This window comes from Histophilus somni 2336, assembly GCF_000019405.1.
Lineage (GTDB): Bacteria > Pseudomonadota > Gammaproteobacteria > Enterobacterales > Pasteurellaceae > Histophilus > Histophilus somni.
In genome coordinates this window covers 525,938-550,837 of the sequence record NC_010519.1, presented here as the reverse complement: position 1 = coordinate 550,837, position 24,900 = coordinate 525,938, and the positions used below count along the sequence as shown (strand labels likewise).

Sequence of the window (24,900 nt, the reverse complement as noted above, 5' to 3'; positions counted from 1 at the left end):
CATCGAAAACGATTGCCTGAGCGTGTTACAATATCGCTTATTTTAATAACGATACTAATTTTAGGATTCAATTGTGAGTAAACAATCATTAAGTTATAAAGACGCAGGTGTGGATATTAATGCGGGGAATACATTAGTAGAACGTATTAAATCTGATGTAAAACGTACAACTAGACCCGAGGTTATTGGTGGGTTAGGGGGCTTCGGTGCACTATGTGCATTGCCAAGTAAATATAAGGATCCTATTCTTGTATCCGGAACTGATGGTGTTGGGACTAAGTTACGCCTTGCGATTGACCTAAAAAAACATGACACAATTGGTGTTGATTTGGTCGCAATGTGTGTCAATGATCTTGTAGTGCAAGGTGCAGAACCGTTATTTTTTCTCGACTATTATGCAACAGGTAAATTGGATGTGGACGTTGCAGCAGATGTCATCAAAGGTATTGCTGATGGTTGTGTGCAAGCCGGTTGTGCTTTAGTAGGGGGTGAAACCGCAGAAATGCCGGGAATGTATCATACCGGTGATTATGATTTGGCAGGTTTTTGTGTGGGTGTAGTTGAGAAATCGGAAATTATTGACGGTTCCAACGTTAAAGCAGGCGATGCATTACTTGCCTTAGCTTCAAGCGGTCCTCATTCAAATGGATATTCATTAATTCGCAAAGTCATTGAAGTTTCAGGTATTGATCCGACAACAGCACAATTAGCCGAGCATTCATTCGCTGAACAAGTTCTTGCACCGACAAAAATTTATGTAAAACCGGTGTTGCAATTAATTAAACATACTGACGTTCATGCTATTTGCCATTTAACAGGCGGCGGTTTTTGGGAAAATATTCCGCGTGTTTTACCGTCTTCCGTTAAAGCGGTAATTAATGAAAAGAGTTGGGAATGGCATCCTATTTTCAAATGGTTACAAGAACAAGGAAATATTGATCGCTATGAAATGTATAGAACCTTTAACTGTGGCGTAGGCATGATTATCGCTCTCCCACAGGAAGATGTGGAAACTGCATTGGCATTATTACAACAAGTAGGCGAAAAAGCATGGGTAATCGGTAAAATCGAACATGCGAATGCTGATGAAGAAAAAGTTGTGATTTGTTGATGAAAAAATAGTTTTTTATTTCTAGCGAAAAAATCCTACCAAAGCATTGATGTAAGTGCGTTCAAATTAATAATTAAAATATAAAAAAGCCCCAATTAGGGCTTTATTTATTTTATTATCACTGTATTTAATTCAGATAACAAACAATAACGAGTGTCAACTTGAGTAATAAATTTAACTACACTCTTAAATTTAAAGCACTAGCTGTTTCAAAATACGGCGAACCGGTTCAGCTGCCCCCCATAATAATTGATCTCCAACTGTAAATGCCGCTAAGTATTCAGGTCCCATTGCTAATTTGCGTAATCGTCCTACAGGAATACTTAATGTGCCTGTTACTTTCGCCGGCGTTAATTCACGCAAGGTTACTTCTTTATCGTTAGGGATAACTTTTACCCATTCATTGTGACTTGCAATAATCTGTTCAATTTCATCTAAAGGTAAATCTTTTTTCAGTTTGATCGTGAAAGCTTGACTGTGGCAACGTAATGCACCGATACGTACACATAAACCGTCAACTGGAATTGGATTATTACTTAGTCCTAAGATTTTGTTGGTTTCTGCATAGCCTTTCCATTCTTCTTTAGTTTGTCCTGTTTCCGGTAATAATTTATCAATCCAAGGAATTAAGCTACCTGCTAATGCTGCACCAAAATTGGTTGTTGAGAAGTCCTCTGCACGCATTTTGGCGGTAACTTTACGTTCAATATCAAGAATTGATGTGGCAGGATTTGCCAATTCGTCCTTGACACTATCTTCCAGCTGTCCCATTTGTACTAATAACTCGTGCATATTCTTTGCACCTGCTCCGGAAGCAGCCTGATAAGTTGCAACAGAAACCCATTCCACTAAATCACGTTCAAACAGCCCCCCAATTGCCATCAACATTAAGCTAACAGTACAATTTCCTCCAACAAAGGTTTTGATCCCTTTCTGTAAGCCTTCACTAATCACATGTTGGTTTACCGGATCTAATACAATAATCGCATCATCTTTCATGCGTAATGCCGATGCTGCATCAACCCAATAGCCATTCCAACCTGTTGCTTTTAATTTCGGATAAACTTCATTGGTATAATCACCGCCTTGACAAGTAACGATAATGTCGAGTTTTTGTAACTCTGCAATATCAAACGCATTTTTTAATTCACCTGCATCTTTACCCGCAAAAACAGGGGCTTTTTGTCCTACCTGAGAAGTGGTAAAAAATACTGGATTAATATTCGTAAAGTCATTTTCTTGTACCATGCGATCCATGAGTACAGAACCAACCATACCACGCCAACCGATAAAACCTACATTTTTCATATAATCTCCCTTATTAGTTAATGTTGTGTTGAATTGTAAAAAGAATATCTCAATTAATTACAGAACATTTAAGATAAAATCAAGTTTTTTTAATAAAAAAGCGAAGAATTTTAAATTTTCTGCTTTTTATCTAATATTTTTATGTAACAAATTCATATAACGACTTGCTGAGAGCCAAGCACTTAAATAGCCCATTAATGTACAGCAAACAAATAAAAACAATAACTCAATGATAGTAATTCCTTGCAACGTAAAACTGACTGCAAAAATATCAGTGACATATTTGACCGCACTTGTAAAATAACCAATGAGTGCGGCACTAAATATACCGGCAAATAACGCACCTAATATTGCATAAATCATGCCGGTGTAAAGATAAGGACGTAAAATAAACTGATCTGTTGCACCTAGTAATTTCATAATTTCAATATTCGCTTGGCTGCTATATACATCAGATCGGATACTATTTCCAATTACTAAAAATACTGAACATACCATCAATACGGCACAAAATATCGCAATATGTGCGATTAGCCAAGAAAGTGCGGTCAATTTTTCTAACCATTCATTATCTAAACGTATATCATCCACTCCCTTAATCTTAAAAAGATTTTCACGCAGTTGATGGCGTTTAGTATTTTCATTGTATTCTTGAGTAAGTTTAATCATTACAACAGCAGGAAGCGGGTTATCATCCAGAATATCCAATCCTTCAGAAAAGCCGGAAAAATGACGAAATTCGTTTAAACTTTCCTTTCGAGAAATATAATTTAAACTTTCTACGCCCTCTTGCTGACGTATTTTCTCTACAACAATATTGGCATCTGTTTCCGATAGATTTTTATGCAAAAATAGCGTGAATTCAGTTTTAGGAGAAAATTTTGTCGTTGCATGATATAAATTTTTCCACAACAAATAGCTAACGGTTGGAATGGTTAACGAAACCGCAATAACTAAAATAGTCATTAAAGTTGAATACTTTTTCTTGATTAACCCTGCCAACACTGCTTTCAGTACATAATGTACCTGCACGCCCCAAGAGGCATAAATAGGACGATAAGCCATAACCTTTCCTTAACGTAAATAACCATTTTCCAAAACCAAACAAGGCTTCGGTTTCTGCTGGACAAGTGTTAAATCATGAGTAGCAATTAACACCGTCATGCCTAATTGATTAAGTTCTTCAAATAAATTAAAAATACCCAACGATAATTTGATATCTAAATTTCCCGTCGGTTCATCGGCTAATAATAATTGAGGTTTATGCACAATAGCACGAGCAATATCCACTCGTTGCTGTTCACCACCCGATAAATAAACAGGGTAATGTTTCGCACGCTCACGCAAACCAACACGATCTAAAGCAGCCAATGCTCGAGTTTCAGCCTCTTTAGGATGAATACCACTAATAATTAAAGGAAGTGCAACATTTTCAGCAATGGTATACTCCGTGATTAAACGATAATCCTGATGAACCATGCCAATTTGACGGCGTAGAAAAGGAATTTCATATTTAGATAAACGTGTAATATTATGCCCATTGAACCAAATTTTACCGCCATTTGCTCGTTCCATGCCCATAATTAACTTTAATAGGGTACTTTTCCCTGCACCGGAATGCCCCACAACGTAAGTCATGCTCCCTATAGGTAAATGAAAATTGAGTCCTTGCAAAGCAGGATTACCGCCCAAATAGGCTTTACTCACATTTTCAAAACGTATCATTTTTCTTCCTATGTATTAACTTTTTTAATTGACGAATTATAACGGATATTTTGTACAAAAAATGATGAATCCAAGAAAAAGCGTTAGTAGAGATATGGAATAAACCTAAATTTTTTGTGAATTCAACTAAAAACAGCAAATTTTTGCAGATAAATTATCTAATTCATTCCAAATATCATGACTAAAATCCGCCTTGGTTTTTCTTTCTAAATCAGCAAGTTGCTGAATTATCATATACAACTTTCGGTAAGTCATACGTTGTATCGCTTGGATAAAAAAAGGACGTCGATTTTGCCATACTTTTAAGCGATCAAACCGTTCTTTTAATTGTGAACTCACCAGCGGAATGTCAATATTAGCGATATGCTGTTGTGGTTGGGTCAATTGTAAAATCGTGAGTAGCTCTCGTTGTAAAGCACGTAACAAAATTATCGGTTGTACATCTTCTGCTTTTAACCCTTGTAAAATTCGCACTGCCCGCTCTAATTTTCCCTCTAACAACGTATCAATCCATTGAAATACGGTAAATACGGAAGATTGCTCTATGACCGAATTCACTCGATTAAAGGTCAATTTATGATCCGGATAAAGCAAATCAAGCAATTGTAAAACCTGCTTTAAAGCAAGTAAATTGTTCTCATAGCTATAACAAAGCAGATTTATCGCCTCCGGCACAATCTCTAATTTCATACTGTATGCACGCTGACTGATCCAACGAGGCAATTGGTCGACAGTCGGTGTTTGGCAATTCACTAACACAGCTTGAGGCTCTTTTTGTCCTGCTAATTCAAACCACGTTTGTTTTTCCATTGGCTTAGTAAGTTTCGCCATCTGTAAAATCAGTAAGATATCGGTATGAAGCGACGTTATCAGTTCTTGTAAATTCCGCTGTATAAGTGCGGTCGGATTTTCAGGTAAAGTTAAAATCAGCATTTGACGCTTAAAGAATAACCCGATAGATTGAGCCTGTTCCAAAATAGAACGCCAGTTAGTGGTATTATCTACAGTAATTTCTAACTTTTCATCAAACCCTTGTAATATCGCAGTCTGTACAATTGCATCTCGGCTCTCAGTCAGCAATAAAGGATCTTGTCCAACCAAATAATACACAGTGGACAACCGTTTATTGAGTGATAATTGGAGCTGTTCGGAAAAGATGCGGTTCATTATTTACCTTGAAGTTGCGTTTGTAATGCAATCATTTTGCCAATTAATTGGCGGGCTGCCTGTTCACGCATATCATTCCAAATAATCTCCTTCTCTGCTGATTTTGCTAATGCGGCACGAGAGTTATCAAAGAAAGTGCGGTTGACATTAGCAAAAATCGGATAGCTTTGTTTATTCGGTAAACTCACTGTTGCCCATACTTCTAAGGTTAAAATTTTCTCTGCTTCATAACCTCGCTTGAAAACTGAGGCTACCTGCTCAGTATTTTTTGTGCTATTTAGACGCAAAACAGTGACATTATTTTGATTATCAACGATACTCACATTGTTAGCTTGTAATTGACGACGTAGTGCAATTGACATTTTACTGTGAGGGTCGTTGCTTTCCAGTACCAATGTTCTTAATTCATATGGAATTAATTCACCATTTTGAAAATGAAACCCACAAGCACTAATAAGCAAAATGCCAATGCCCAGTAATGCTATTTTAATTTTTTTGAACATAAAACCTCCCCTAAATTGAACCGCACTTTCACGTGCGGTTATGTTTTCTTATTTTGCTACAAAGCTAAATAATTTACCCGGTACATAAATGGTCTTAACTACAGTTAAACCATTCAAGAATTTTTGTACATTTTCTTCTGCTAAAGCAACTTGTTTAATTTCATCTTCCGACATATCAGCAGGAACGGTTACTTTAGCACGAACTTTACCATTCACTTGTATCACAACCAATTTTTCATCTTCAACCATAGCTTCAGCATCGGCTATCACCCAAGGTGCAAAATCAATCGCACTTTCGTTACCTAAGTCTTGCCAAAGTTGGAAACAAATATGTGGTGTAATCGGATAAAGCATACGCACAACGGCATTCAATGCTTCCGCCATTACTGCACGATCTTGCTCATTGGATAATGATGCTTTGGTGAGTTTATTCATTAATTCCATGATTGCCGCAATTGCGGTATTGAATGTTTGGCGACGACCAATATCATCGCTCACTTTTGCAATAGTTTTATGTACCTCACGACGCAATGCTTTTTGTTCGACTGAAAGAGCGGTAGGATCTAATGCGGTTTGTGCCGGATTTTGATTGTATTCAAAAACTAAATTCCATAGGCGGCGTAAGAAACGATTTGCCCCCTCTACTCCTGACTCTTGCCATTCAAGTGTCATTTCTGCCGGTGAAGCAAACATCATAAATAAACGGACTGTATCTGCACCGTATTTCTCCACCATTTCTTGCGGATCAATACCATTATTTTTGGACTTAGACATTTTGGTCATACCGCTGTGAACAAGCTCGTGACCTTCATCATCAACAGCTTTGATAATACGACCTTTCTCATCACGCTCTAACGTTACTTTTGTCGGCGATACCCAAATACGCTCATTGGTTGGGCTGGTGTAATAAAATGCGTCTGCAAGTACCATACCTTGACACAGTAATTTTTTGCTTGGCTCATCAGAAGTTACGAAACCGGCATCTCGCAACAATTTGTGAAAGAAACGGAAATATAATAGGTGCATGGTTGCATGTTCAATGCCACCAATATATTGATCCACCGGTAGCCAATAATTCGTTTCATCTGCATCTAACATCGCTTGTTGATATTGTGGAGAGGTATAGCGTGCATAGTACCAAGAAGATTCCATGAAAGTATCAAAGGTATCCGTTTCTTTTAATGCTACTTGTCCGTTATAAGTGGTTTTTGCCCATTCAGGATCAGCCTTAATCGGACTTTTTACTCCGTCCATGACTACATCTTCCGGCAAAACAATTGGTAAGTCCTGTAATGGGGCAACTACAACATCACCATTTTCCAGTGTCAGCATTGGAATTGGTGCTCCCCAATAACGTTGACGGGAAACTCCCCAGTCACGTAAACGATAGTTTACTTGGCGTTTTCCTACACCGATTTTTTCAAGTTTATCCGCAATACCGTTAAAGGTTGCCTCAAAATCCAAACCGTCAAACTCAGCAGAATTAATGGTGATACCATGCTCAGTATAAGCCTGTTTTGAAAAATCCCATGCAGAATTATCCGCCGGCTTAATCACGGGGAATAAAGGCAATTGATATTTTTGTGCAAATTCATAATCACGTTGATCATGTGCAGGAACTGCCATAACCGCACCTGTACCGTAGTGCATTAACACAAAATTTGCTACCCAAATCGGTAACTGTTTACCTGTCATCGGATGAACTGCATACAATCCTGTTGCCATGCCTTTTTTCTCCATTGTAGCAAGTTCCGCTTCAGCCACTTTGGTATTTTTTGCCTCGTGAATAAAAGCAGCCAATTCAGGATTATTTTTTGCCGCATTTTCAGCTAACGGATGTGCCGCTGCAACCGCTAAATAAGAAACACCATAGAAAGTATCCGGACGAGTTGTATAAACTGTTAAGGTTTGATCTGAATGAGCAACGTTAAAGGTAATTTCAACCCCTTCGGAGCGACCTATCCAGTTACGTTGCATAGTTTTTACCATATCCGGCCATTCAGGAAGCTGATCTAAATCACTTAATAATTGTTCAGCATAGTCCGTAATTTTAATAAACCATTGCGGAATTTCTTTTTGCTCCACAGGGGTATCGCAACGCCAACAACCCCCCTCATGTACTTGCTCATTTGCTAAAACGGTTTCATCATTCGGACACCAGTTTACTGTTGAGGTTTTTTTATAAACCAATCCTTTTTTGTACAACTCAGTAAAAAACCATTGCTCCCATTTATAATATTCAGGTTTACAAGTGGTAATTTCACGATCCCAATCAAATCCGAAGCCCAACACTTTAAGCTGATTTTTCATGTATTCGATATTTTCATAAGTCCATTTTGCCGGTGCGGTTTTATTTTTAATTGCCGCACCTTCTGCTGGCAACCCAAAAGCATCCCAGCCCATAGGCTGTAAAACATTTTTACCGTTCATTCGTTGATAACGGGAGATAACATCGCCAATGGTATAGTTACGAACATGCCCCATGTGTAAACGACCGGAAGGATAAGGAAACATGGAAAGACAATAATATTTTTCTTTGAAAGGATCTTTAACGGCTTTGAATGTTTTCTTTTCAGCCCAATATTTCTGTACGTCTGCTTCGATAAGATCAGGACGATATTGTTCTTGCATAATATTACCTTTTATATGAAAAATTACCGCACTTTTTCCGCTAAACCCCTTACTAAAAGACTTATTCATAATGGAAAGTGCGGTGCAAATTGGATATAGAAAATGTGCTATAGGATAGCCTAAAACCAGAGAAATGAACAGGGAAATTCTTGAGCGGCGACAAGGAAAAATCGTTACTCACAATACAACCGCACACTTAACATATATTGTTATATGAACCGCACCGCACTACAGTTCTCTGTTATTCAGATTATTGCACACGACATAATATTGCACTGTTGCCACTCTAAAAATAATCTTTCAATGCTCCTTGAACAAAATACTGTTTATCTTCCCACCGTAACATCGTCATACGGTTACCCCAAACACAACCTGTATCAAGGGCATAAATATTTGCCGGTGTCGGTGTATCCACTAAACTTGCCCAATGTCCGAAAACCAAATTTTGTACTTTAAACAACGGATTATCCAAGTTAAACCAAGGGATAAGTTCTTGCGGTGCTTTTTCTACTGACGCTTTACAAGCGAAATCTAAGCGATGATCCCTGTAGCAAAAACGCATTCGAGTAAATACATTGATACTATAACGTAAACGTTGCAAACCTTGCAGATCGGCAGACCAACGATCAGGTTGGTTATCATACATATTGCTGATTAAATAATGGTAATCACCATGTTGTAATTCATTTTCAACTTCTCTTGCACAAGATTTTGCGGTATCCAAATCCCAGTCAGGCGAAATGCCCGCATGACTCATGACAAAATCACATTTTTCATCATGGACAAGCAAAGGCTGATGTCGCAACCAATCAATTAATTCAACAAAATCCGGTGCTGTAAAAATCGCTTCGACATGGTCTTGTAAACTTACTTTTTTAATACCAAGTGCGGTTGAAATCAGATGCAAATCGTGATTGCCCAATACCATTTGTGCCGCCGCCCCTAAAGATTTTACAAAACGCAAACATTCTAAGGATTTATCGCCTCGTGCTACTAAGTCACCAACAAGATAAAGTTTATCTTGTACAGGATTAAATTGAACCGTCTCTAACAAAAGCTGTAATTCGTCATAACAGCCTTGTAAATCACCGACTAAATAAGTTGCCATAATGTTGTCATTGATTATTATCTTAACTCTTGCAGTTTTGTCTTGGATTTTTACTCCGATTGCAGATCTTCTGTTGGCGGATTATCCGCTAAATAATTTGCCAATCTTGCATAATCAGCAATAGATAAATTTTCGGCTCGTGCCTCTAAATCAATTGCAAGTGCGGTTAATTTTTCCGCCGAAAATAAGGTTGATAAAGCATTACGTAAAGTTTTACGACGCTGGTTAAAGGCTTGTGTAGTCACACGATTTAACCAGTACAAATCTTTCACCGGATAAGGTAATTCTTTATGTGGTATTAAACGCACAACAGCCGATTCAACTTTAGGTGCAGGTTTAAATGCGGTCGGAGGAACTTCTAAAACCGGTAATACTTGGCAAAAATATTGTGCCATGATAGTTAAACGACCATAAGCTTTACTGTTTGGTGCTGCACAAAGACGTTTAACGACCTCTTTTTGCAACATAAAGTGCATATCTTGAATAATTGCATGATATTTGAAAAGATGAAACATCAAAGGTGTTGAAATATTGTAAGGTAAGTTACCAAATACACGTAACTTCTGATTTTTCTCAGCCAAGTTTTCATCAATATAAAGCTGTTCAAAATTAAATTGCATTGCATCATATTCAATCACATTTAATTTTTGATGTAAAAATGGATGATGGCGTAAACGTTCAGCAAGATCACGATCCAACTCAATAACCGTTAAACGCTCTACTTTTTCGGCAACCGGTTCAGTCAACGCACCTAAACCGGGACCAATCTCAACAAGAAATTGTTCTTTTTGTGGATAAATTGCCATCACAATATTTTGAATAATATTATTGTCATGCAAGAAATTTTGCCCAAAACGTTTACGAGCAGTATGTCCTAAATGTGTTTTTGACTTCATAAGTGAAAGTGTGAATGCTAAAAAATTGGCGGTATTATAAAACAAAAATCCCGACTTTGCGTCGGGATCTCATAATTAATTAAAATATTGAATATGTGCTCGTTTACGCAAAGCCTTTATCCAGTCGCCTGATGCCTCTTGCAATTGTTGATTCACAATTTGTTGATATGCTTCTTGCATATAAGCTTCTCTCGTTATATCCGCATTGCGAATATCCGTTACTTCTAAAATATGCCAACCAAACTCTGTTTTGAATGGTGTCGAAATCACACCTTTTTTAGATGTTCGGATAACCTTGGCAAACTCTGGAACATAAGCTTCAGGGAACATAAAACCTAAACTTCCACCATCTGCACCGGAAAGATAATCTTTAGAATATTTCAAGGCGGCATCCGCAAAGGTTATCTTATTCGCCAAAATATCTGCACGAATTTGAGTTAATTTTGCTTTGGCTTGTGCATCATTCAGCAGAGGATTCAATTTTAACAAAATATGCCGTACATTATATTCAGGTGCGGTTACTTTTTTCTCTTTTCCTTGTTTTTTCGCTTGTTTAAATAGTTTTAGTCCTAAGTCTTGAATTTCTTCACGAGTAACATTCACGCTACTGCCAATAGCTTGATTACGCACTTCAGATATTAAAATCTGATAGGCAATCTGTTGACGATACGCCTGATAATTAATGCCCTGATAATCTAAAACATCAAGAAACTGTCCAAAGGTTAATCCATTTTGTGCGGCAATATTTTCGATAACACTATCTACATGTGCTGGAGCAACCTTGATTCCTAACTCTTGAATAGCTTTTTGTACTAGTAAATCATCAATAATACTATTCAAAGCTATTTGACGATTTTCCTCATTATTTGCTCGTTTTCCCAACACCTTTTTTACTTGGCTTTCTAAAATAGGATTCCCATCAACGGTAGCCACTACCCTTTCAGCCGCCTGTGCTGTTATCGTAATGCTAAGTAGACCAATTATTGAAAACAACACTGCTTTGAAATTAAATACTTTCATTTTTTTATTCCGCTTTTTCATTCCGTAAGACGTTTGTAAATTTGTTCATTAGAGTAGCAATTTTGCAAAAGGTTCACAAATGTTATTTTGTGACCAAGGCAACTTCATAACGATCATCAAATTGCATTGTGCGAACCTGAACTTGCTCACTACGACTTGTGGGAATATTTTTCCCGACGTAATCGGCACGAATTGGTAATTCTCTATGCCCACGATCGACAAAAATCACTAATTCCACTTTAGCCGCTCGACCAAAATCAACTAAAGCATCAAGTGCGGCTCGAATGGTACGACCAGTAAACAACACATCATCAACTAAAATCACCGTTTTATTTTGGATATTAATATAATTGGATGCTCCACTATAAACAGGCAACTGGTGCTGTTGATCCACATACTCTAAATCATCACGGTAAGAAGTGATATCTAAATCAATAGAGGGCAATTCAATTCCACTGAACTCTATAATTTTTCGCTTTATTAACTCGGCAAGTTCAGCACCTCGACGTTTAATGCCAACAATCACAATATCATCAAGCGACTGATGTTTTTCGATAATCTCATGGGAAATACGAGAAATCGTACGCATAAACTGATGTTCAGCAATAATGATTTTTTCTGCCATTTTTGTCCTACAATACTCCCTAAAAATTGTGCCTACTATAGCAAACAAATCAAAGCTAATACTAGGAAAATTTACAGAAAAGCACCCACGTATCCACAGTGGGTGCCAAATAAAGCATACGTTAACAAGATAATTATTTTTCTTACTTTTTCAAGCTATTTAGCCTCTAAACTCCGGTAAAAAACCGAACTGCATTGCAAGTTGTGCGAGGATATTTAATAAACCAAATGCGATGACGAAATATATCATAAAATTTCCACCGTAAGCGGTAAAACTGCTACTTTTGAATTTCTTACGACTGGCTTTCGCTAATAAAGCCGGTACAATTACCGCCCAGATTGTTGCCGCTAAACCAGCATAACCAATGGCTAATACAAAGCCGTAAGGAAATTGTAAGCTCAATAATAATGGCGGTAAAAACGTAATTAACGCTGTTTTAGTGCGTCCAGCAACACTATCATCAAATTTAAATAAATCAGCGATATAATCAAATAACCCTAACGTTACACCTAAGAATGAACTTGCAATTGCCATATAAGCAAAAAATTTCAGTGTAAGTGCTATATAATCCGTTTGTAAGTATTTACTTAATGCGTCTAATAATGCTGAAATATCACCGCCCTTTTCAATGACTGGTATAAATTCAGCTCTTGGTAAATTTCCCTGAATAGCCAACTGCCACAAGATATAAATCACTAATGCAATGCCTGTGCCTATGAAAATCGCTTTTAAAACCTGACTTGCATTGCGATCATAATATTTCACCAAACTGGGAACATTTTGATGAAAGCCAAAAGAAACCAAACAAACAGGTAACGCCACCAACGCATAAGGCAAATATTGTTGTTCACCTTGTACAGCATTTAGCAATACTTCTGTATTTACCGAACCGACAAGATTGGTTATAGAGAGGAAAAAGGAAATGACCATTCCTGCAATTAATACCACACTGAAACGATCAACAGCTTTCGTGGAAAACCATACAAACCCTGCCAGCACAATACAAAAGATAAGCGATCCGGAACTACGCCCAATATCTACCGCATTTTCTGTACTACTTAACAATTGATTAAAAAAACCTTGCGTAATCCCACCGCCTGAAGTGATATAAGCATAGGTTAAAATATAAAGCACAAATGCGACAGACACACCATTAATCAAATTCCAACCTTTCCCTAATAAATCTTTGACAATAGTATCAAAACTGGCACCCGTAGGATAATGTAGATTTGCCTCAAGTAACATCAATCCTGATGTTGTCATACAAAACCAAGTATAAATTAAGATTAATGTTGAACCTAAAAACCATACACCCGCAGTTGAAGTAGGATTGGCTAACATTCCTGCCCCGATAGTTCCTCCGGCAATAATCATTGCACCACCAAATAAAGAAGGGATTTTTTTTGTCATAATAGATCCTCATTTTGAAAATTAAATTTTGAACTATTATAATAGTTCAAAACTTTTTTACAATACTTTTTTCAGTAAGAAGATTCTTTGTTGATAACTCGACAATTCCCTAGAAATAACGCTATAATTCCCCAACCTGATTCATCAATAACATGTAAAAGGAAAAGAAAAATGGGTTTAGAAAATGTACCTGCCGGTAAAGCGTTACCGGATGATATTTATGTTGTCATTGAAATTCCGGCAAACTCAGATCCAATCAAGTACGAAGTAGATAAAGAAAGTGGGGCATTATTTGTCGATCGTTTTATGGCGACCGCTATGTTCTATCCGGCGAACTATGGTTATGTAAATAATACACTTTCTTCTGATGGTGATCCTGTGGATGTATTAGTACCAACGCCATATCCGTTACAACCGGGTTCTGTAATCCGTTGTCGTCCAGTTGGTGTATTAAAAATGACAGATGAGGCGGGAGGCGATGCGAAAGTTGTAGCTGTTCCGCACACAAAATTAAGTAAAGAATATGATTATATTAAAGATGTTGATGATCTACCGGCTTTATTAAAAGCACAAATCCAGCACTTCTTTGAAAGCTATAAAGCATTGGAAGCAGGTAAATGGGTTAAAGTAGAAGGTTGGGAAGGCGTTGAAGCAGCTCGCCAAGAAATTTTAGAATCATTCGAACGTGCTAAAAAATAATCTCTAAAAACCGCTCTTACTCAAAGGGCGGTTTTTTATTAACAGTTTAAATATCATTATGTCGATTAAAAAAATTATTTTTGTCATATTTACTGTGTTACTGCTCAATGCTTGTGCAGATTCATCTTCAATTAATCAACAGTCTGCCTCAAGTTATGTGCAGATAATCGGGCAAGCTGAAGCAAAAGGAGTGGTTGATAAAAGCTCACCGACGGCAAAACGTATACATAAAATTTTTAAAAAAATGCATCCTTATGCAGATAAAGAAAACAACACCGGGCAAGTTTTTACATGGCAATTAAATGTTATCAAATCAAAAGAAATGAATGCTTGGGCGATGCCGGAAGGCAAAATGGTGTTTTATACGGGATTAGTTGACAACTTAAAATTAACTGATGATGAAATTGCTACAGTAATGGGGCATGAAATGGCACATGCGTTAAAAGAACATGGTAAGAAAAAAGCGAATTTGGGTACGTTCACTAATGTGGTTGCACAGGTTGCTCATGTTGCTTTATCAACAAAAATTGGCACTGACGCAAGTGGACTGATTGTCGGACTTGCTGCGGATTGGGGCTTAAATAAACCTTATTCACGTAGTGCCGAAGAAGAGGCGGATGAAGTAGGCTTATTCCTGATGGCAAAATCAGGCTACAATCCTAAAGCAGCACCACAATTGTGGGAAAAAATGAAAAAAGCCTCCGGGGGTTCAAAAGGTTTGCTGGATAAGCTCATCTCAACTCACCCCACCGATGATGTTCGCCAAGCGAATCTATTAAAATTAATGCCACAAGCTATTGAATATTATAAAAATAGACAATAACTTCTTATGAACACACACCCCTCAATCATATGGATTAAGGGGTGATTTTTTGTGCGATCAACTTACATCGGAAAATCCGCCGGTGTTCTAAACTGAATCACTTTCTTTGTAAGCGGATGAGTTATTTGTAAAAATTCTGCATGTAAGCACAAACGTGGTGCAAGCGATTTTGCCTGTGGATGTGCATAGAATTTATCCCCTAAAATTGGGTGTCCTAATGCAAGCATATGTAAACGCAGTTGATGGGATCTTCCGGTAATAGGCGTTAATCTGACTTGAGTGATATTATTTTCAAACCGATGCAAAACTTTAAAATTTGTTACCGCTCTTTTGCCATGAACAAAACACACTTTTTGTCTTGGGCGATTCTCCCAATCACAAATCAACGGCAAATTCACTGAGCCGGTATCTTGTGCTAAATGTCCCCAAATCAGTGCTTGATAATGTTTTTTAGGTTCACGCTCACGAAATTGGCGTTTTAGCTCTCGATCTGCCATTTTACTCATTGCAAAAAGCAAAACGCCGCTTGTTGCCATATCTAGACGATGTGCTGGCTCACAAAACCCATATTTTTCTTTTACCCTCGACATTGCACTATCATAATATTGCGGTTGATTACCGGATACAGAAAGCAAGCCGCTCGGTTTATTCACCACAAGAATATGATCATCACGATATACAATGTCCAAATAAGGTTCTAAAGGGGGACGATAATCAATTAATGCCATGTTATTCCTTATTACTCACAATTACCCGTAAACTGTCTAAACGCCAATTTGCTTGATTAAGCAATTCAAGAGATAACGTACGCTGACTTTCTAACTGTTCAATTTCCTCCGGACGAATATTTTTATTGACCGCCTGCAACGCATATAATCGATTTATTTCCGCACTCAATGATTGATCCGCCAGTTGTTTAGCTTGTTCAATTATCATTTTAGCCGGCTCAACTACATTTTTTTCACTTTGCTTAATTAATTGCTCAATCGCTGGACGCATTATTTTAATGACTTTTGTTGCCATATTTTTACCCATTGGTTTCAGTTGTTTTTGCAAGCCCTGAAAAGAAATTTGATGACTTAAATCATTCCCTTTAATATCAAGAAGTAAACGTAGCGGTGTTGGAGGTAAAAAGCGAGTCAACTGTAATCCACGTGGTGATTGGCTCTCAATTATATAAACTAATTCAAGTAGCAATGTACCGGTCGGTAATTGTTTATTTACCAATAAAGCCACCGCACTTTTACCTATATCACCACTGACGATTAAATCAATCCCATTACGCACAATTGGGTGATCCCAAGTAAGAAACTCAAGTTCTTCACGAGCCAATGCTAAATCACGATCAAAAGTAACAGTAACCCCTTCTTCTTTTAAACCCGGAAAATCAGGGACAAGCATCGTTCCTGTCGGGCTAATGACAATAGATTTTTCGCCAAGATCTTCTTGCTCAACACCAATAATATCGAATAAGTTCAATGTGAAATCAATGAGCTCTGTTGAACCGTCTTGTATCGCGATGTCATTTGCTAATTGTTGGGCTTGGATACCGCCATTGGAATTAAGTTCCAATAAACGATCTCGACCTTGCTCCAATTCGGATTTTAGCTGTAATTGTTGCTGATGAGTCTGTTGAATAAAAGACTGAAAATCGTCCGTTGTGTCTGAAGTTAAAAATTCTGTCAATTTTGCACCGCACTTTTCATGCAAAATAGCCCCCATTGGACAGGTTTCCTCAAATGCATTCAAACCTTCATGGTACCATTGAGCCAAGCGAATTTGCGGTGTATCAGCAAAACAAGGGACATAAATTTGAATATCTCGACGTTGACCTATACGATCCAACCGCCCAATACATTGTTCCAATAAATCGGGATTATTCGGCAAATGGAATAACACTAAATGACAAGCAAACTGAAAATTTCGACCTTCCGAACCGATTGAAGAACTTAGTAATACCTGTGCACCCTCTTCTTGCTGTGCAAAATATGCAGAGGCACGATCTCGTTCAATAATCGACATATTCTCATGAAATACCGCACTACGAATTCCTTCCTTCTCTCGCAATGCCTGCTCCAATTGTGTGGCTGTTATCGCATCTTGACAAATCACTAAGATTTTTTCTTCACGTAAACTCTTAACTAAATGAATTAACCAATCCACTCTAGGATCAAAACGCCACCAAGTTGCATCCGCATTCATTTTTTGGAAAATTTGCTCAGGATAAAATAACTCAGGATCTTTTATTTCCCCCAACATCTTCAACACATTAATCGCATTTTGATATTGTGTTGGTAAATCTAATTTGATTTGATGATAAATACGATGAGGAAACCCTTGCACACCTTGTCTTGTATTGCGAAATAACAAGCGACCGGTTCCATGACGATCAATTAGATTACTCATTAATTCTCCTCGAGCAACCTGCTTTTGTTCCGTATCAGCTTGAGAATTAATCACTTTGAGCATTGGCTCGATATCTTGCTCGCTAAGTAATTCTGCTAAATGATTTTGTTCTTCAACTGTTAAAATATGCTCTGATAACAGACTTTGTACTGCTTTAGCAACAGGTTGATATTGTTGCTGTTCTTTTTCAAAAGCCCGATAACTATAAAAACGATTAGGATCCAATAAATGCAAACGGGCAAAATGACTTTGTTGCCCCAATTGCTCCGGTGTCGCCGTTAATAATAATACGGCAGGAATCACCGCACTTAATTGCATAACCAATTCATAAGCTATGCTTGGCGAATCTTCCGACCAAGTGAGATGATGAGCCTCATCAACAATCAATAAATCAAACTCACCCGCCAAGGCTTGTTTTGCACGTTTCGGTTGTTGAACAAGCCAATCTAAAGCACAAATAATTAGGTTTTCAGCAACAAAAGGATTTGCTTCAACATGATCTTCCGGATTATCAAAATCAGCACACCGTTCTTCATCAAATAAAGAGAAATGCAAATTAAAACGACGTAGCATTTCAACAAGCCACTGATGCTGTAAAGTTTCAGGCACCAAAATTAGCACTCGCTGAACTTTTTCAGCAAGCAATTGTTGCTGTAAAATCATACCCGCTTCAATCGTTTTCCCCAAACCGACTTCATCGGCTAATAATACCCTCGGTGCGATACGTCGCCCTACCTCTTGTGCAATATGTAATTGATGAGGAATCAGACCGGCTCGATTTCCTCTTAATCCTCTTAAAGAGGACTGAAATTGTTCTTGTTGGTGTTTTAGTGCCTTGTAACGCAATACAAAATGCTCATTGCGGTCAATTTGTGTACTAAATAAGCGATCCTGCGGTTTACTAAAAGAAATTTGGTGAGCTAATTCCATTTCTTGTACAGCAATCTCTTCGTTATTATCAAGTCGTTGCACAAGATAAAAAGCCAACTCATTGCGAATCATGACATCAACAACTTTTGCTTTCCAACCTAATTGGTGTGTAATCTCATCACCTTTTTGAAACAATACTCGAGTTAAAGGGGCACTTGCTAAAGCATAAATACGTATTTCATCCGAGGCGGGAAAAGAAATGGTAACGGTACGATTATCTTGTCCCGTAATAATACCCAAACCAAGACTATTCTCACTTTCACTTATCCAACGCTGACCAATTGCAAATAACATAAATAAAACAAAGCTCTTTATAAAAATAAATAGGGGCGTATTCTACCTTATTTCTCTAAAAATGTTGTGGTTATTAGTAATATTTTCACGGCAAAATTAGTTGGTTGAATAATGAAAAAAGAGCGGTGAAAATTTTGTTTTTTTCACCGCTCTCCAGATAAAATTTATGCCCCTCTATTCTTGGAAAAGTTTCTTTATGGCAATAATTTGATTTCGATCTGTTGTCCAAATTTTGTAATCATCTTCTGCTTTATTTCCCATCGTCACACTGGAATTACCTTTCATTGAACTCTGACGAAAAGTTTTGGCTGATAAATGTAATTCATCAACTTTACTGATTTTTACCAATTCCAAGGCATTATTTGGATTAACGCCGGCACCAGCCATAATCTTAATTCGTCCTTTTGCCTGTTGTACCAAGGTCTTTAAAACATATCTCCCCTCAAATGCCGTCCTTTGCTGTCCTGAAGTTAAAACTCGCTCACACCCCAATTCAATAAGCTGTTCTAAACCATGATAAGGATCGCTACAAAGATCAAACGCACGATGAAAAGTAACCCCCAAACCTTCAGCCGCACTTATTAGACGATGGCAAATTGATAAATCAATTTCACCGTTTTCGGTTAATGCTCCAATAACAACACCTTGAGCTCCTAACTGTTTCGCAATGTGGATGTCCTGCTCCATCATTTTTATTTCATGTGCATTAAATAAAAAATCTCCGGATCTGGGACGAATCATTACATAACAGGGAATGTTACACACATCCAATACTGTTTTGATCAGGCTATAAGGAGGAGTTACCCCTCCTAACGCTAAACATCCACATACTTCTAAACGATCCGCACCTGAATTTTGTGCAATTAATGCTGACTCAATATTATCAATACATATTTCTATATCCATACAAACCTCAAAAAATGTATCACATAATTAAACATTTAAAAAATTAAATATATTCTAATAATATTTACATTAAAATAAAATTAATCATATGATACTTTTTTAATTTTGTGATCTTTATCAACTTTTTTCAAACAAAAATCACCTACAATAAGTTTTGTAATTTCTTACTTACTGGAGGTTATTATGTCCTTGTTTAAACAAATTGAAAATAAATTGATGGCGACTGCCGGTAAATTAGCCCAACAGCGTCATTTAGGAGCAATTCGAGATGCTTATATTTCGTTTATGCCTTTTATCATTGTTGGTTCTATTTTACTGGTAATTAGTTCATTTCCATCTCAAAGCTATAAAGATTTCATGACCGCAACCTTTGGAAAGGGTTGGGATAATATCATAGAAATTCCCTTTAATGCTGTTTTTTCTACAATGTCTATATTTATTGCTTTTCTGGTTGCCTATAGACTCGGTGAACGTCTAAATATAGATAAACTTTCCTCCGGTATATTATCTCTCTCAGCATTCCTTATTTTGACCCCTTTTGTTAAAGTTGAAAACGTCGGTTCAGTTATTTCAACGCAATGGCTAGGTTCAAAAGGTTTATTTATTGCTATGCTTGGGGCAATCATTTGGACCGAATTATTCGCCTTTCTCATTCGCAAAAATATTGTGATCAAAATGCCTGACGGCGTACCGCCGGCAGTACAACAATCATTCTCAGCTCTGATACCTGCCTTATTGATTATGATTTTAGTATTAGGCATTCGGATTTTATTCTCGAAAACTGAATATAATACTATTCATGAATTTGTATATACCGTGCTGGCTACACCAATTCGCCATTTTGGTACTTCTTATATTGGTGCATTACTGACCGTATTCATGATCGATATTTTATGGTCGGTAGGAATCAATTCAGGTTCAATGGTTAATGGAATCTTACGACCGTTCTGGTTAGATAATCAAGCTGAAAACCTGGCAGCAATGCAAAATGGATTAACCCCTCCTCATGTGATTACCGAACAATTCTTTGATATGATCTTTATGGGAGGTTCAGGTTCAACTCTCGCCTTAGTCTTAGCAATGCTTATTTTTTCCCGTAGCCAACATGCTAAAAAAGTGTCACGTTTAGCTGCCGGCTCATCGGTATTTAACATCAACGAACCTGTCTTATTTGGTCTGCCCGTTATTTTAAATCCAATTATGCTTATCCCATTCAATCTTGCACCTTTAGTTATTACTACAGTACAGTATGTTGCAATGTATTTAGATATTGTTGCGACGACAACCGGAGTTTATATCCCTTGGACATTACCGCCCGTTTTAAGTGGTTTTATTGTAACTGGGCATATTTCCGGCGCACTTATACAAGTAATCAACTTATTCATTGCTGCAATGATTTATTTACCATTCTTCCGTATTATTGATAAGCAATATCGAATGAAAGAAGGACAAGTATAAATGAATAATTCAAGATGGGGGATGATTGCAACTTGGCGTATGGCATTTGAAGGACTTTGTCAGGCAGTTGAATTACTTAAAAACAAAGGAAGTGCAAGAGATGCAATTTTAACTGCGGTTACACAAGTAGAAAATTACCCTCTATATAAATCTGTTGGTTATGGCGGGTTACCCAATGAAGAGGGAGATGTCGAATTGGACGCTGCCTTTATGGATGGAACTTCTCTGGCATTGGGAGCTGTAGCCGGCTTGCGTAATATCGCTAATCCAATTCTCGTTGCCGAAGCATTAAGTCATGAACGTTTTAATAGTTTTTTGGTAGGTCACGGCGCTGAAAAATGGGCATTAAAGAAAGGTTTTCCTGCTAAAGACATGCTTACACCCCGTGTTAAAACATTTTATGAAAAACGCTATCAAGAAACTCTAGGTCGTGGACTAAGTCCATATTCCGGGCATGATACAGTGGGCATTATTGCACTTGATAAAAATAATAATATTTGTGTGGGTACCTCTACCAGTGGGTTATTTATGAAACGTCATGGGCGAGTTGGAGATTCGCCTATCTCAGGTTCAGGATTCTATGCTGATTCCCATATAGGTGCGGCAACAGCTACAGGTCTGGGGGAAGACTTAATGAAAGGCTGTACCAGTTATGAAATTGTACGAAAAATGAAAGAGGGGATGACACCACAACAAGCTGCTGATGCGACAATCAATGAATTAGAAATACGATTATTAGAACGTTACGGAACAGCAGGAGATTTGTCGGTTGTATGTATGAATATGCAAGGAGAGTTCGGTGTATCAACTAATATTGATAATTTTTCCTTTGTCGTATCAACAGAGCAATATAACCCTATCATTTATCTGGCTAAACGAGAAAATGGAATTACACAATATGAACCGGCCTCAGAAAGTTGGCTACAAGCTTATCTTGACCGCATTCATGGAGAGTTAAAATGAACATTGAATTTCCGCTTTATGATTGGCAAACCCAATTAGAGATAAAAAACGCTTTGTTGTTTTTTTGGAAAGAAGATCGAGATTTTTTACAGCAACAACCCTGCTTGAAACCTCTGCTTTCTATACTGGACATGGAAAGCAAAATCGAGATAGGCAGAAATATATCGAATGCCGGCTTATATAGCTTACCTTTTTCTAAAAAAGAAGTGGCTGAAAACCCACACTTAATGGGGAAAATACGTCATTTTTTGATGGAAAAAATGGCACACTCAGATGCACAAAGAATCTTATTACATTGGGGAAAAGAAACCGTAAAATTAGAACGGCAGATCAATGAACAATTGATTATTAGTTATCTCAACCTTTCTTACCATCCAAAATATTTAGGTTTTAAAGAGACCGCCGCATCGCCTGAATTTGGTGTTATAGTGGAAACACCGGAGCAAAAGCGGCAACTATCGAATAATTATTTAGAACTATGCAAAATAGTATTGGGTATGATAACAGCCAGAAAAATTTCAGATCTGCCTAGCGATATTGCGACGCCTGAATATATTGCAAAAAAATTAAACAGTTATGCACATAAATCTCAACTTTCCATACGATGCTTAGATGCAGAAGAGCTACAAAACCATGGTTTGAACACTTTATATGCCGTAGGTAAAAGCGGTTTACATCCCCCTTTTTTAATTCAAGTCGATTACCAAGGCTCCCCTGATTGTAATCAGACCTATTGTTTCGTTGGTAAAGGTATCACTTTTGATACAGGAGGATTATGGTTAAAAACAGGCGATGGTATGAAAACCATGAAATATGATATGTGTGGTGCTGCCTTATTAATTGGCTTACTTGAAACCGTTGTAGAAAATTCATTGCCTATTAACATACGTATTATTGTCGGTGTAGCAGAAAATATGATAAATGAAAAAGCGATGCGCCCCGGAGAGATTGTCCGATCTTATTCAGGAAAAACTATTGAAATTATTAATACAGACGCAGAAGGGCGGTTAATTTTAGCTGATTTATTATCATTCGCAGCTGAACAAAAACCCTCAGTAATTATTGATGTTGCAACTTTAACAGGAGCTGTTGTAAAAGCACTTGGTTATGATATTTCCGGTGTGATGACAAATAATACAGAAATTCTACATCAACTTAATTTAGCCGCAATACAAACACAAGAGGCGATATGGCAACTACCTTGTGATGATAGATTTCTCGGCCAAGTGGAAAGCCATATTGCAGATTATTGCAACACTCCGCCAAATAATGCGGCGATTTGTGTTTCCGCAGGATATTTCCTTAGTCGGTTTGTTAATGACTGCACTTGGGCTCATTTAGATATTAGCGGCACAACCTTATTTAGAGATCAAGGAATCTATTCAAGCGGTAAACCATTACATCTACTTTATCAATTTCTGAAAAATAATGTTTCAAAATAGGGAGAAAAAATGAAAAGAATTTTACTTATTTGTGATTTAGGCATGTCCACCAGCTTAGTAGTTAAACGTATGAAACAAGCAGCTGAAGCACAGGGTTTACCCGTTGAAATTGAAGCTAAGGGTATGCAAAGCTTTCGTTCATTAATACAAGATTTTGACTGTGTCCTATTAGGTCCTCAAATTTCCTATAAGCTGCAAGAATGCCAAACTATTGGTGCAGAATTCGGCAAACCTGTCGCTTGTATTGATATGATGAGTTATGGCATGACCGATGGAGAAAAAATTTTAGCACAAGCACTATCTTTATTGGAGGAAAAATGAGTGAGCAACTTGAAATGCAATTGATGAATTTAATTCTTCAAGCGGGAATATGTCGTAGTGCTTTAATGGAAGCACTACAACATGCTAAAAAACAGCAGTTTGAGGAAGTAGATAGATTACTTAAACAGGCGGATGATGCTTTGTTAGCAGCACATCACGCTCAAACAGAACTCATCGGACAGGATGAAGGTGAGGGGAAACTACCCGTCACTATTATTATGGTGCATGCACAAGATCATGTAATGAATGCTGTTTTGTTAATGGACATCATCAAAGAATTTATTGAGCTATATCGAAAAAAATAAAAAAACTAACTGTCCTACCGGCGATATTTCATAAGATAATCATAAGGGGACAGTTTTTTTAAGCGATTTCGTTTAAGATGCTTATTCAGATACTCTTCATATCTTAATAGTTGTGCATCAAATCCTAATCTGCTATCAGTGTAATAACCTGATACTAACCGTATAAAATCTTGTTCAAAATTCACCGCACTTTGCAAAATTAAGGTAGACGTAACTACTTTAGTCTTTTTGGCAAAAGCCTGTACTATGGCATGATGAGTAATATCTTCGGCTAACTCAATTTCTTTAATTTCATAAGGTAAACTAGATTTAAAGTAATTGATAATACTTTGTTGACGCTGTAGTTTTCTGTCCAAGCAAGCACAACTGATATATCCTGTCAATTTCTCTATTAGAATAAAAAGATAATCTTCCTCTTTAGAAATCTCTTTAGGCAAGGGAAACATTGCCAAAAAAGTACAACCAACTTGAGATGGTAAATCTTTCTTATTAGCAATATTTAGACCATATTTTTTTAAACAACGACTAATAACTGCTCGAGATACTCTTTGATTGATTAGATTTCTTCCAGCTTCAAGAAGTTCATCTAAAGATAAAGCGAAATATTTTCGTAGATAGCAAATCAAATATTCCTGTTCAAAAGAAAGAGTTCTATTAATTTTTTTCGGTCTATGAGAACGATCATTAACATCTTGCCTATTTCTCCAACGACGTACCGTTTGAACCGAAATACCCAACTGTTCTGCTAATTCAAGATCTGATTTATCTGATTTTTGTAAATAAGCTCGAATTTTTGGTGTCGTAGTTGCATTTAAATGTAATTTTATATCCATAGTCCAAAATAATATG

General features: G+C 37.2%; 23 protein-coding genes. 8 read left to right on the top strand and 15 right to left on the bottom strand.

The features are described 5' to 3' along the window. Positions 1 to 73 precede the first annotated feature (73 nt). Positions 74 to 1,111 (top strand): phosphoribosylformylglycinamidine cyclo-ligase, encoded by a 1,038-nt coding sequence (purM, locus tag HSM_RS02420; RefSeq protein ID WP_012341311.1) that lies wholly within the window; start codon positions 74 to 76, stop codon positions 1,109 to 1,111. Positions 1,112 to 1,303: 192 nt separating this feature from the next. On the opposite strand, the gene asd is transcribed toward purM, so the two are convergent. From asd to HSM_RS02365, 11 genes are all read right to left on the bottom strand, one after another. Continuing rightward, positions 1,304 to 2,419 carry an aspartate-semialdehyde dehydrogenase gene (gene asd / locus HSM_RS02415; RefSeq protein WP_012341310.1) on the bottom strand — a complete coding sequence of 372 codons (1,116 nt, stop codon included), beginning with the start codon at positions 2,417 to 2,419 and terminating at the stop codon, positions 1,304 to 1,306. A 126-nt stretch (positions 2,420 to 2,545) separates the two neighbouring features. Then, positions 2,546 to 3,484, bottom strand: coding sequence for a permease-like cell division protein FtsX (ftsX, locus tag HSM_RS02410; RefSeq protein ID WP_012341309.1), 939 nt, complete (start codon positions 3,482 to 3,484; stop codon positions 2,546 to 2,548). 9 nt (positions 3,485 to 3,493) lie between these two features. After that, the gene (ftsE, locus tag HSM_RS02405; protein ID WP_012341308.1) at positions 3,494 to 4,144 is read right to left on the bottom strand and encodes a cell division ATP-binding protein FtsE; all 651 of its coding nucleotides are present in this window, start codon (positions 4,142 to 4,144) and stop codon (positions 3,494 to 3,496) included. Between the two features lie 126 nt (positions 4,145 to 4,270). After that, a complete protein-coding gene (gene holA / locus HSM_RS02400) occupies positions 4,271 to 5,311 on the bottom strand; it encodes a DNA polymerase III subunit delta (RefSeq protein WP_012341306.1) in 1,041 nt (346 codons plus the stop codon). Then, the gene (locus HSM_RS02395; RefSeq protein ID WP_012341305.1) at positions 5,311 to 5,814 is read right to left on the bottom strand and encodes an LPS-assembly lipoprotein LptE; all 504 of its coding nucleotides are present in this window, start codon (positions 5,812 to 5,814) and stop codon (positions 5,311 to 5,313) included. Before HSM_RS02395 ends, holA begins: the two co-directional genes overlap by 1 nt. 48 nt (positions 5,815 to 5,862) lie before the next feature. Further along, a complete protein-coding gene (gene leuS / locus HSM_RS02390) occupies positions 5,863 to 8,445 on the bottom strand; it encodes a leucine--tRNA ligase (RefSeq protein WP_012341304.1) in 2,583 nt (860 codons plus the stop codon). Positions 8,446 to 8,731: 286 nt separating this feature from the next. Beyond that, positions 8,732 to 9,553: a bis(5'-nucleosyl)-tetraphosphatase (symmetrical) ApaH gene (gene apaH, locus HSM_RS02385; RefSeq protein WP_012341303.1), complete on the bottom strand. Its 822-nt coding sequence runs from the start codon at positions 9,551 to 9,553 to the stop codon at positions 8,732 to 8,734. A gap of 50 nt (positions 9,554 to 9,603) precedes the next feature. Beyond that, positions 9,604 to 10,449 carry a 16S rRNA (adenine(1518)-N(6)/adenine(1519)-N(6))-dimethyltransferase RsmA gene (gene rsmA / locus HSM_RS02380; protein ID WP_011609705.1) on the bottom strand — a complete coding sequence of 282 codons (846 nt, stop codon included), beginning with the start codon at positions 10,447 to 10,449 and terminating at the stop codon, positions 9,604 to 9,606. A 75-nt stretch (positions 10,450 to 10,524) separates the two neighbouring features. Then, positions 10,525 to 11,469, bottom strand: a complete 945-nt coding sequence (locus HSM_RS02375; protein ID WP_041604998.1) for a peptidylprolyl isomerase — start codon at positions 11,467 to 11,469, stop codon at positions 10,525 to 10,527. 82 nt (positions 11,470 to 11,551) lie between these two features. Beyond that, on the bottom strand, positions 11,552 to 12,094 hold the full coding sequence (pyrR, locus tag HSM_RS02370; protein ID WP_012341301.1) for a bifunctional pyr operon transcriptional regulator/uracil phosphoribosyltransferase PyrR: 543 nt from the start codon (positions 12,092 to 12,094) through the stop codon (positions 11,552 to 11,554). Between the two features lie 159 nt (positions 12,095 to 12,253). Next, positions 12,254 to 13,504, bottom strand: a complete 1,251-nt coding sequence (locus HSM_RS02365) for an aromatic amino acid transporter (protein ID WP_012341300.1) — start codon at positions 13,502 to 13,504, stop codon at positions 12,254 to 12,256. Between the two features lie 171 nt (positions 13,505 to 13,675). On the opposite strand from HSM_RS02365, the gene ppa reads away from it, so the two are divergent. Both ppa and HSM_RS02355 read left to right on the top strand, forming a co-directional pair. Then, positions 13,676 to 14,203 (top strand): inorganic diphosphatase, encoded by a 528-nt coding sequence (gene ppa, locus HSM_RS02360; protein WP_012341299.1) that lies wholly within the window; start codon positions 13,676 to 13,678, stop codon positions 14,201 to 14,203. A gap of 58 nt (positions 14,204 to 14,261) precedes the next feature. Beyond that, complete coding sequence (locus HSM_RS02355) at positions 14,262 to 15,026, top strand: M48 family metallopeptidase (RefSeq protein WP_012341298.1); 765 nt, start codon at positions 14,262 to 14,264, stop codon at positions 15,024 to 15,026. Positions 15,027 to 15,088: 62 nt separating this feature from the next. On the opposite strand, the gene rluA is transcribed toward HSM_RS02355, so the two are convergent. The 3 genes from rluA to HSM_RS02340 form a co-directional block, all read right to left on the bottom strand. Then, positions 15,089 to 15,754 carry a bifunctional tRNA pseudouridine(32) synthase/23S rRNA pseudouridine(746) synthase RluA gene (rluA, locus tag HSM_RS02350; RefSeq protein WP_012341297.1) on the bottom strand — a complete coding sequence of 222 codons (666 nt, stop codon included), beginning with the start codon at positions 15,752 to 15,754 and terminating at the stop codon, positions 15,089 to 15,091. 1 nt (position 15,755) lies between these two features. Next, entirely contained in the window at positions 15,756 to 18,656 is a 2,901-nt protein-coding gene (gene rapA / locus HSM_RS02345) for an RNA polymerase-associated protein RapA (RefSeq protein ID WP_012341296.1), read from the bottom strand. Positions 18,657 to 18,830: 174 nt separating this feature from the next. Then, the gene (locus tag HSM_RS02340; protein WP_012341295.1) at positions 18,831 to 19,562 is read right to left on the bottom strand and encodes a copper homeostasis protein CutC; all 732 of its coding nucleotides are present in this window, start codon (positions 19,560 to 19,562) and stop codon (positions 18,831 to 18,833) included. A 183-nt stretch (positions 19,563 to 19,745) separates the two neighbouring features. Between HSM_RS02340 and celB the strand changes: the two genes are divergently transcribed. The 5 genes from celB to HSM_RS02315 are packed head-to-tail and all read left to right on the top strand — an operon-like array spanning position 19,746 to position 24,051. After that, positions 19,746 to 21,020: a PTS cellobiose transporter subunit IIC gene (celB, locus tag HSM_RS02335; RefSeq protein ID WP_012341294.1), complete on the top strand. Its 1,275-nt coding sequence runs from the start codon at positions 19,746 to 19,748 to the stop codon at positions 21,018 to 21,020. Then, complete coding sequence (locus HSM_RS02330) at positions 21,021 to 21,983, top strand: N(4)-(beta-N-acetylglucosaminyl)-L-asparaginase (protein WP_012341293.1); 963 nt, start codon at positions 21,021 to 21,023, stop codon at positions 21,981 to 21,983. After that, positions 21,980 to 23,425, top strand: a complete 1,446-nt coding sequence (locus tag HSM_RS02325) for a M17 family metallopeptidase (RefSeq protein WP_012341292.1) — start codon at positions 21,980 to 21,982, stop codon at positions 23,423 to 23,425. Before HSM_RS02330 ends, HSM_RS02325 begins: the two co-directional genes overlap by 4 nt. 9 nt (positions 23,426 to 23,434) lie before the next feature. Then, the gene (locus HSM_RS02320) at positions 23,435 to 23,746 is read left to right on the top strand and encodes a PTS sugar transporter subunit IIB (RefSeq protein ID WP_012341291.1); all 312 of its coding nucleotides are present in this window, start codon (positions 23,435 to 23,437) and stop codon (positions 23,744 to 23,746) included. Beyond that, positions 23,743 to 24,051, top strand: coding sequence for a PTS lactose/cellobiose transporter subunit IIA (locus HSM_RS02315; protein WP_012341290.1), 309 nt, complete (start codon positions 23,743 to 23,745; stop codon positions 24,049 to 24,051). Before HSM_RS02320 ends, HSM_RS02315 begins: the two co-directional genes overlap by 4 nt. A gap of 14 nt (positions 24,052 to 24,065) precedes the next feature. On the opposite strand, the gene HSM_RS02310 is transcribed toward HSM_RS02315, so the two are convergent. Beyond that, a complete protein-coding gene (locus HSM_RS02310; RefSeq protein WP_012341289.1) occupies positions 24,066 to 24,884 on the bottom strand; it encodes a hypothetical protein in 819 nt (272 codons plus the stop codon). Positions 24,885 to 24,900: the final 16 nt, after the last annotated feature.

Coding starts and splice junctions, on each gene's coding strand:
- HSM_RS02355 (WP_012341298.1), top strand. CDS start 14,262: ATGTCGATTAAAAAAATTATTTTTGTCATATTTACTGTGTTACTGCTC.
- rsmA (WP_011609705.1), bottom strand. CDS start 10,449: ATGAAGTCAAAAACACATTTAGGACATACTGCTCGTAAACGTTTTGGG.
- asd (WP_012341310.1), bottom strand. CDS start 2,419: ATGAAAAATGTAGGTTTTATCGGTTGGCGTGGTATGGTTGGTTCTGTA.
- ftsX (WP_012341309.1), bottom strand. CDS start 3,484: ATGGCTTATCGTCCTATTTATGCCTCTTGGGGCGTGCAGGTACATTAT.
- rapA (WP_012341296.1), bottom strand. CDS start 18,656: ATGTTATTTGCAATTGGTCAGCGTTGGATAAGTGAAAGTGAGAATAGT.
- apaH (WP_012341303.1), bottom strand. CDS start 9,553: ATGGCAACTTATTTAGTCGGTGATTTACAAGGCTGTTATGACGAATTA.
- holA (WP_012341306.1), bottom strand. CDS start 5,311: ATGAACCGCATCTTTTCCGAACAGCTCCAATTATCACTCAATAAACGG.
- ppa (WP_012341299.1), top strand. CDS start 13,676: ATGGGTTTAGAAAATGTACCTGCCGGTAAAGCGTTACCGGATGATATT.
- ftsE (WP_012341308.1), bottom strand. CDS start 4,144: ATGATACGTTTTGAAAATGTGAGTAAAGCCTATTTGGGCGGTAATCCT.
- HSM_RS02375 (WP_041604998.1), bottom strand. CDS start 11,469: ATGAAAGTATTTAATTTCAAAGCAGTGTTGTTTTCAATAATTGGTCTA.
- HSM_RS02365 (WP_012341300.1), bottom strand. CDS start 13,504: ATGACAAAAAAAATCCCTTCTTTATTTGGTGGTGCAATGATTATTGCC.
- celB (WP_012341294.1), top strand. CDS start 19,746: ATGTCCTTGTTTAAACAAATTGAAAATAAATTGATGGCGACTGCCGGT.
- HSM_RS02315 (WP_012341290.1), top strand. CDS start 23,743: ATGAGTGAGCAACTTGAAATGCAATTGATGAATTTAATTCTTCAAGCG.
- rluA (WP_012341297.1), bottom strand. CDS start 15,754: ATGGCATTAATTGATTATCGTCCCCCTTTAGAACCTTATTTGGACATT.
- HSM_RS02330 (WP_012341293.1), top strand. CDS start 21,021: ATGAATAATTCAAGATGGGGGATGATTGCAACTTGGCGTATGGCATTT.
- HSM_RS02340 (WP_012341295.1), bottom strand. CDS start 19,562: ATGGATATAGAAATATGTATTGATAATATTGAGTCAGCATTAATTGCA.
- HSM_RS02395 (WP_012341305.1), bottom strand. CDS start 5,814: ATGTTCAAAAAAATTAAAATAGCATTACTGGGCATTGGCATTTTGCTT.
- HSM_RS02310 (WP_012341289.1), bottom strand. CDS start 24,884: ATGGATATAAAATTACATTTAAATGCAACTACGACACCAAAAATTCGA.
- leuS (WP_012341304.1), bottom strand. CDS start 8,445: ATGCAAGAACAATATCGTCCTGATCTTATCGAAGCAGACGTACAGAAA.
- HSM_RS02325 (WP_012341292.1), top strand. CDS start 21,980: ATGAACATTGAATTTCCGCTTTATGATTGGCAAACCCAATTAGAGATA.
- HSM_RS02320 (WP_012341291.1), top strand. CDS start 23,435: ATGAAAAGAATTTTACTTATTTGTGATTTAGGCATGTCCACCAGCTTA.
- pyrR (WP_012341301.1), bottom strand. CDS start 12,094: ATGGCAGAAAAAATCATTATTGCTGAACATCAGTTTATGCGTACGATT.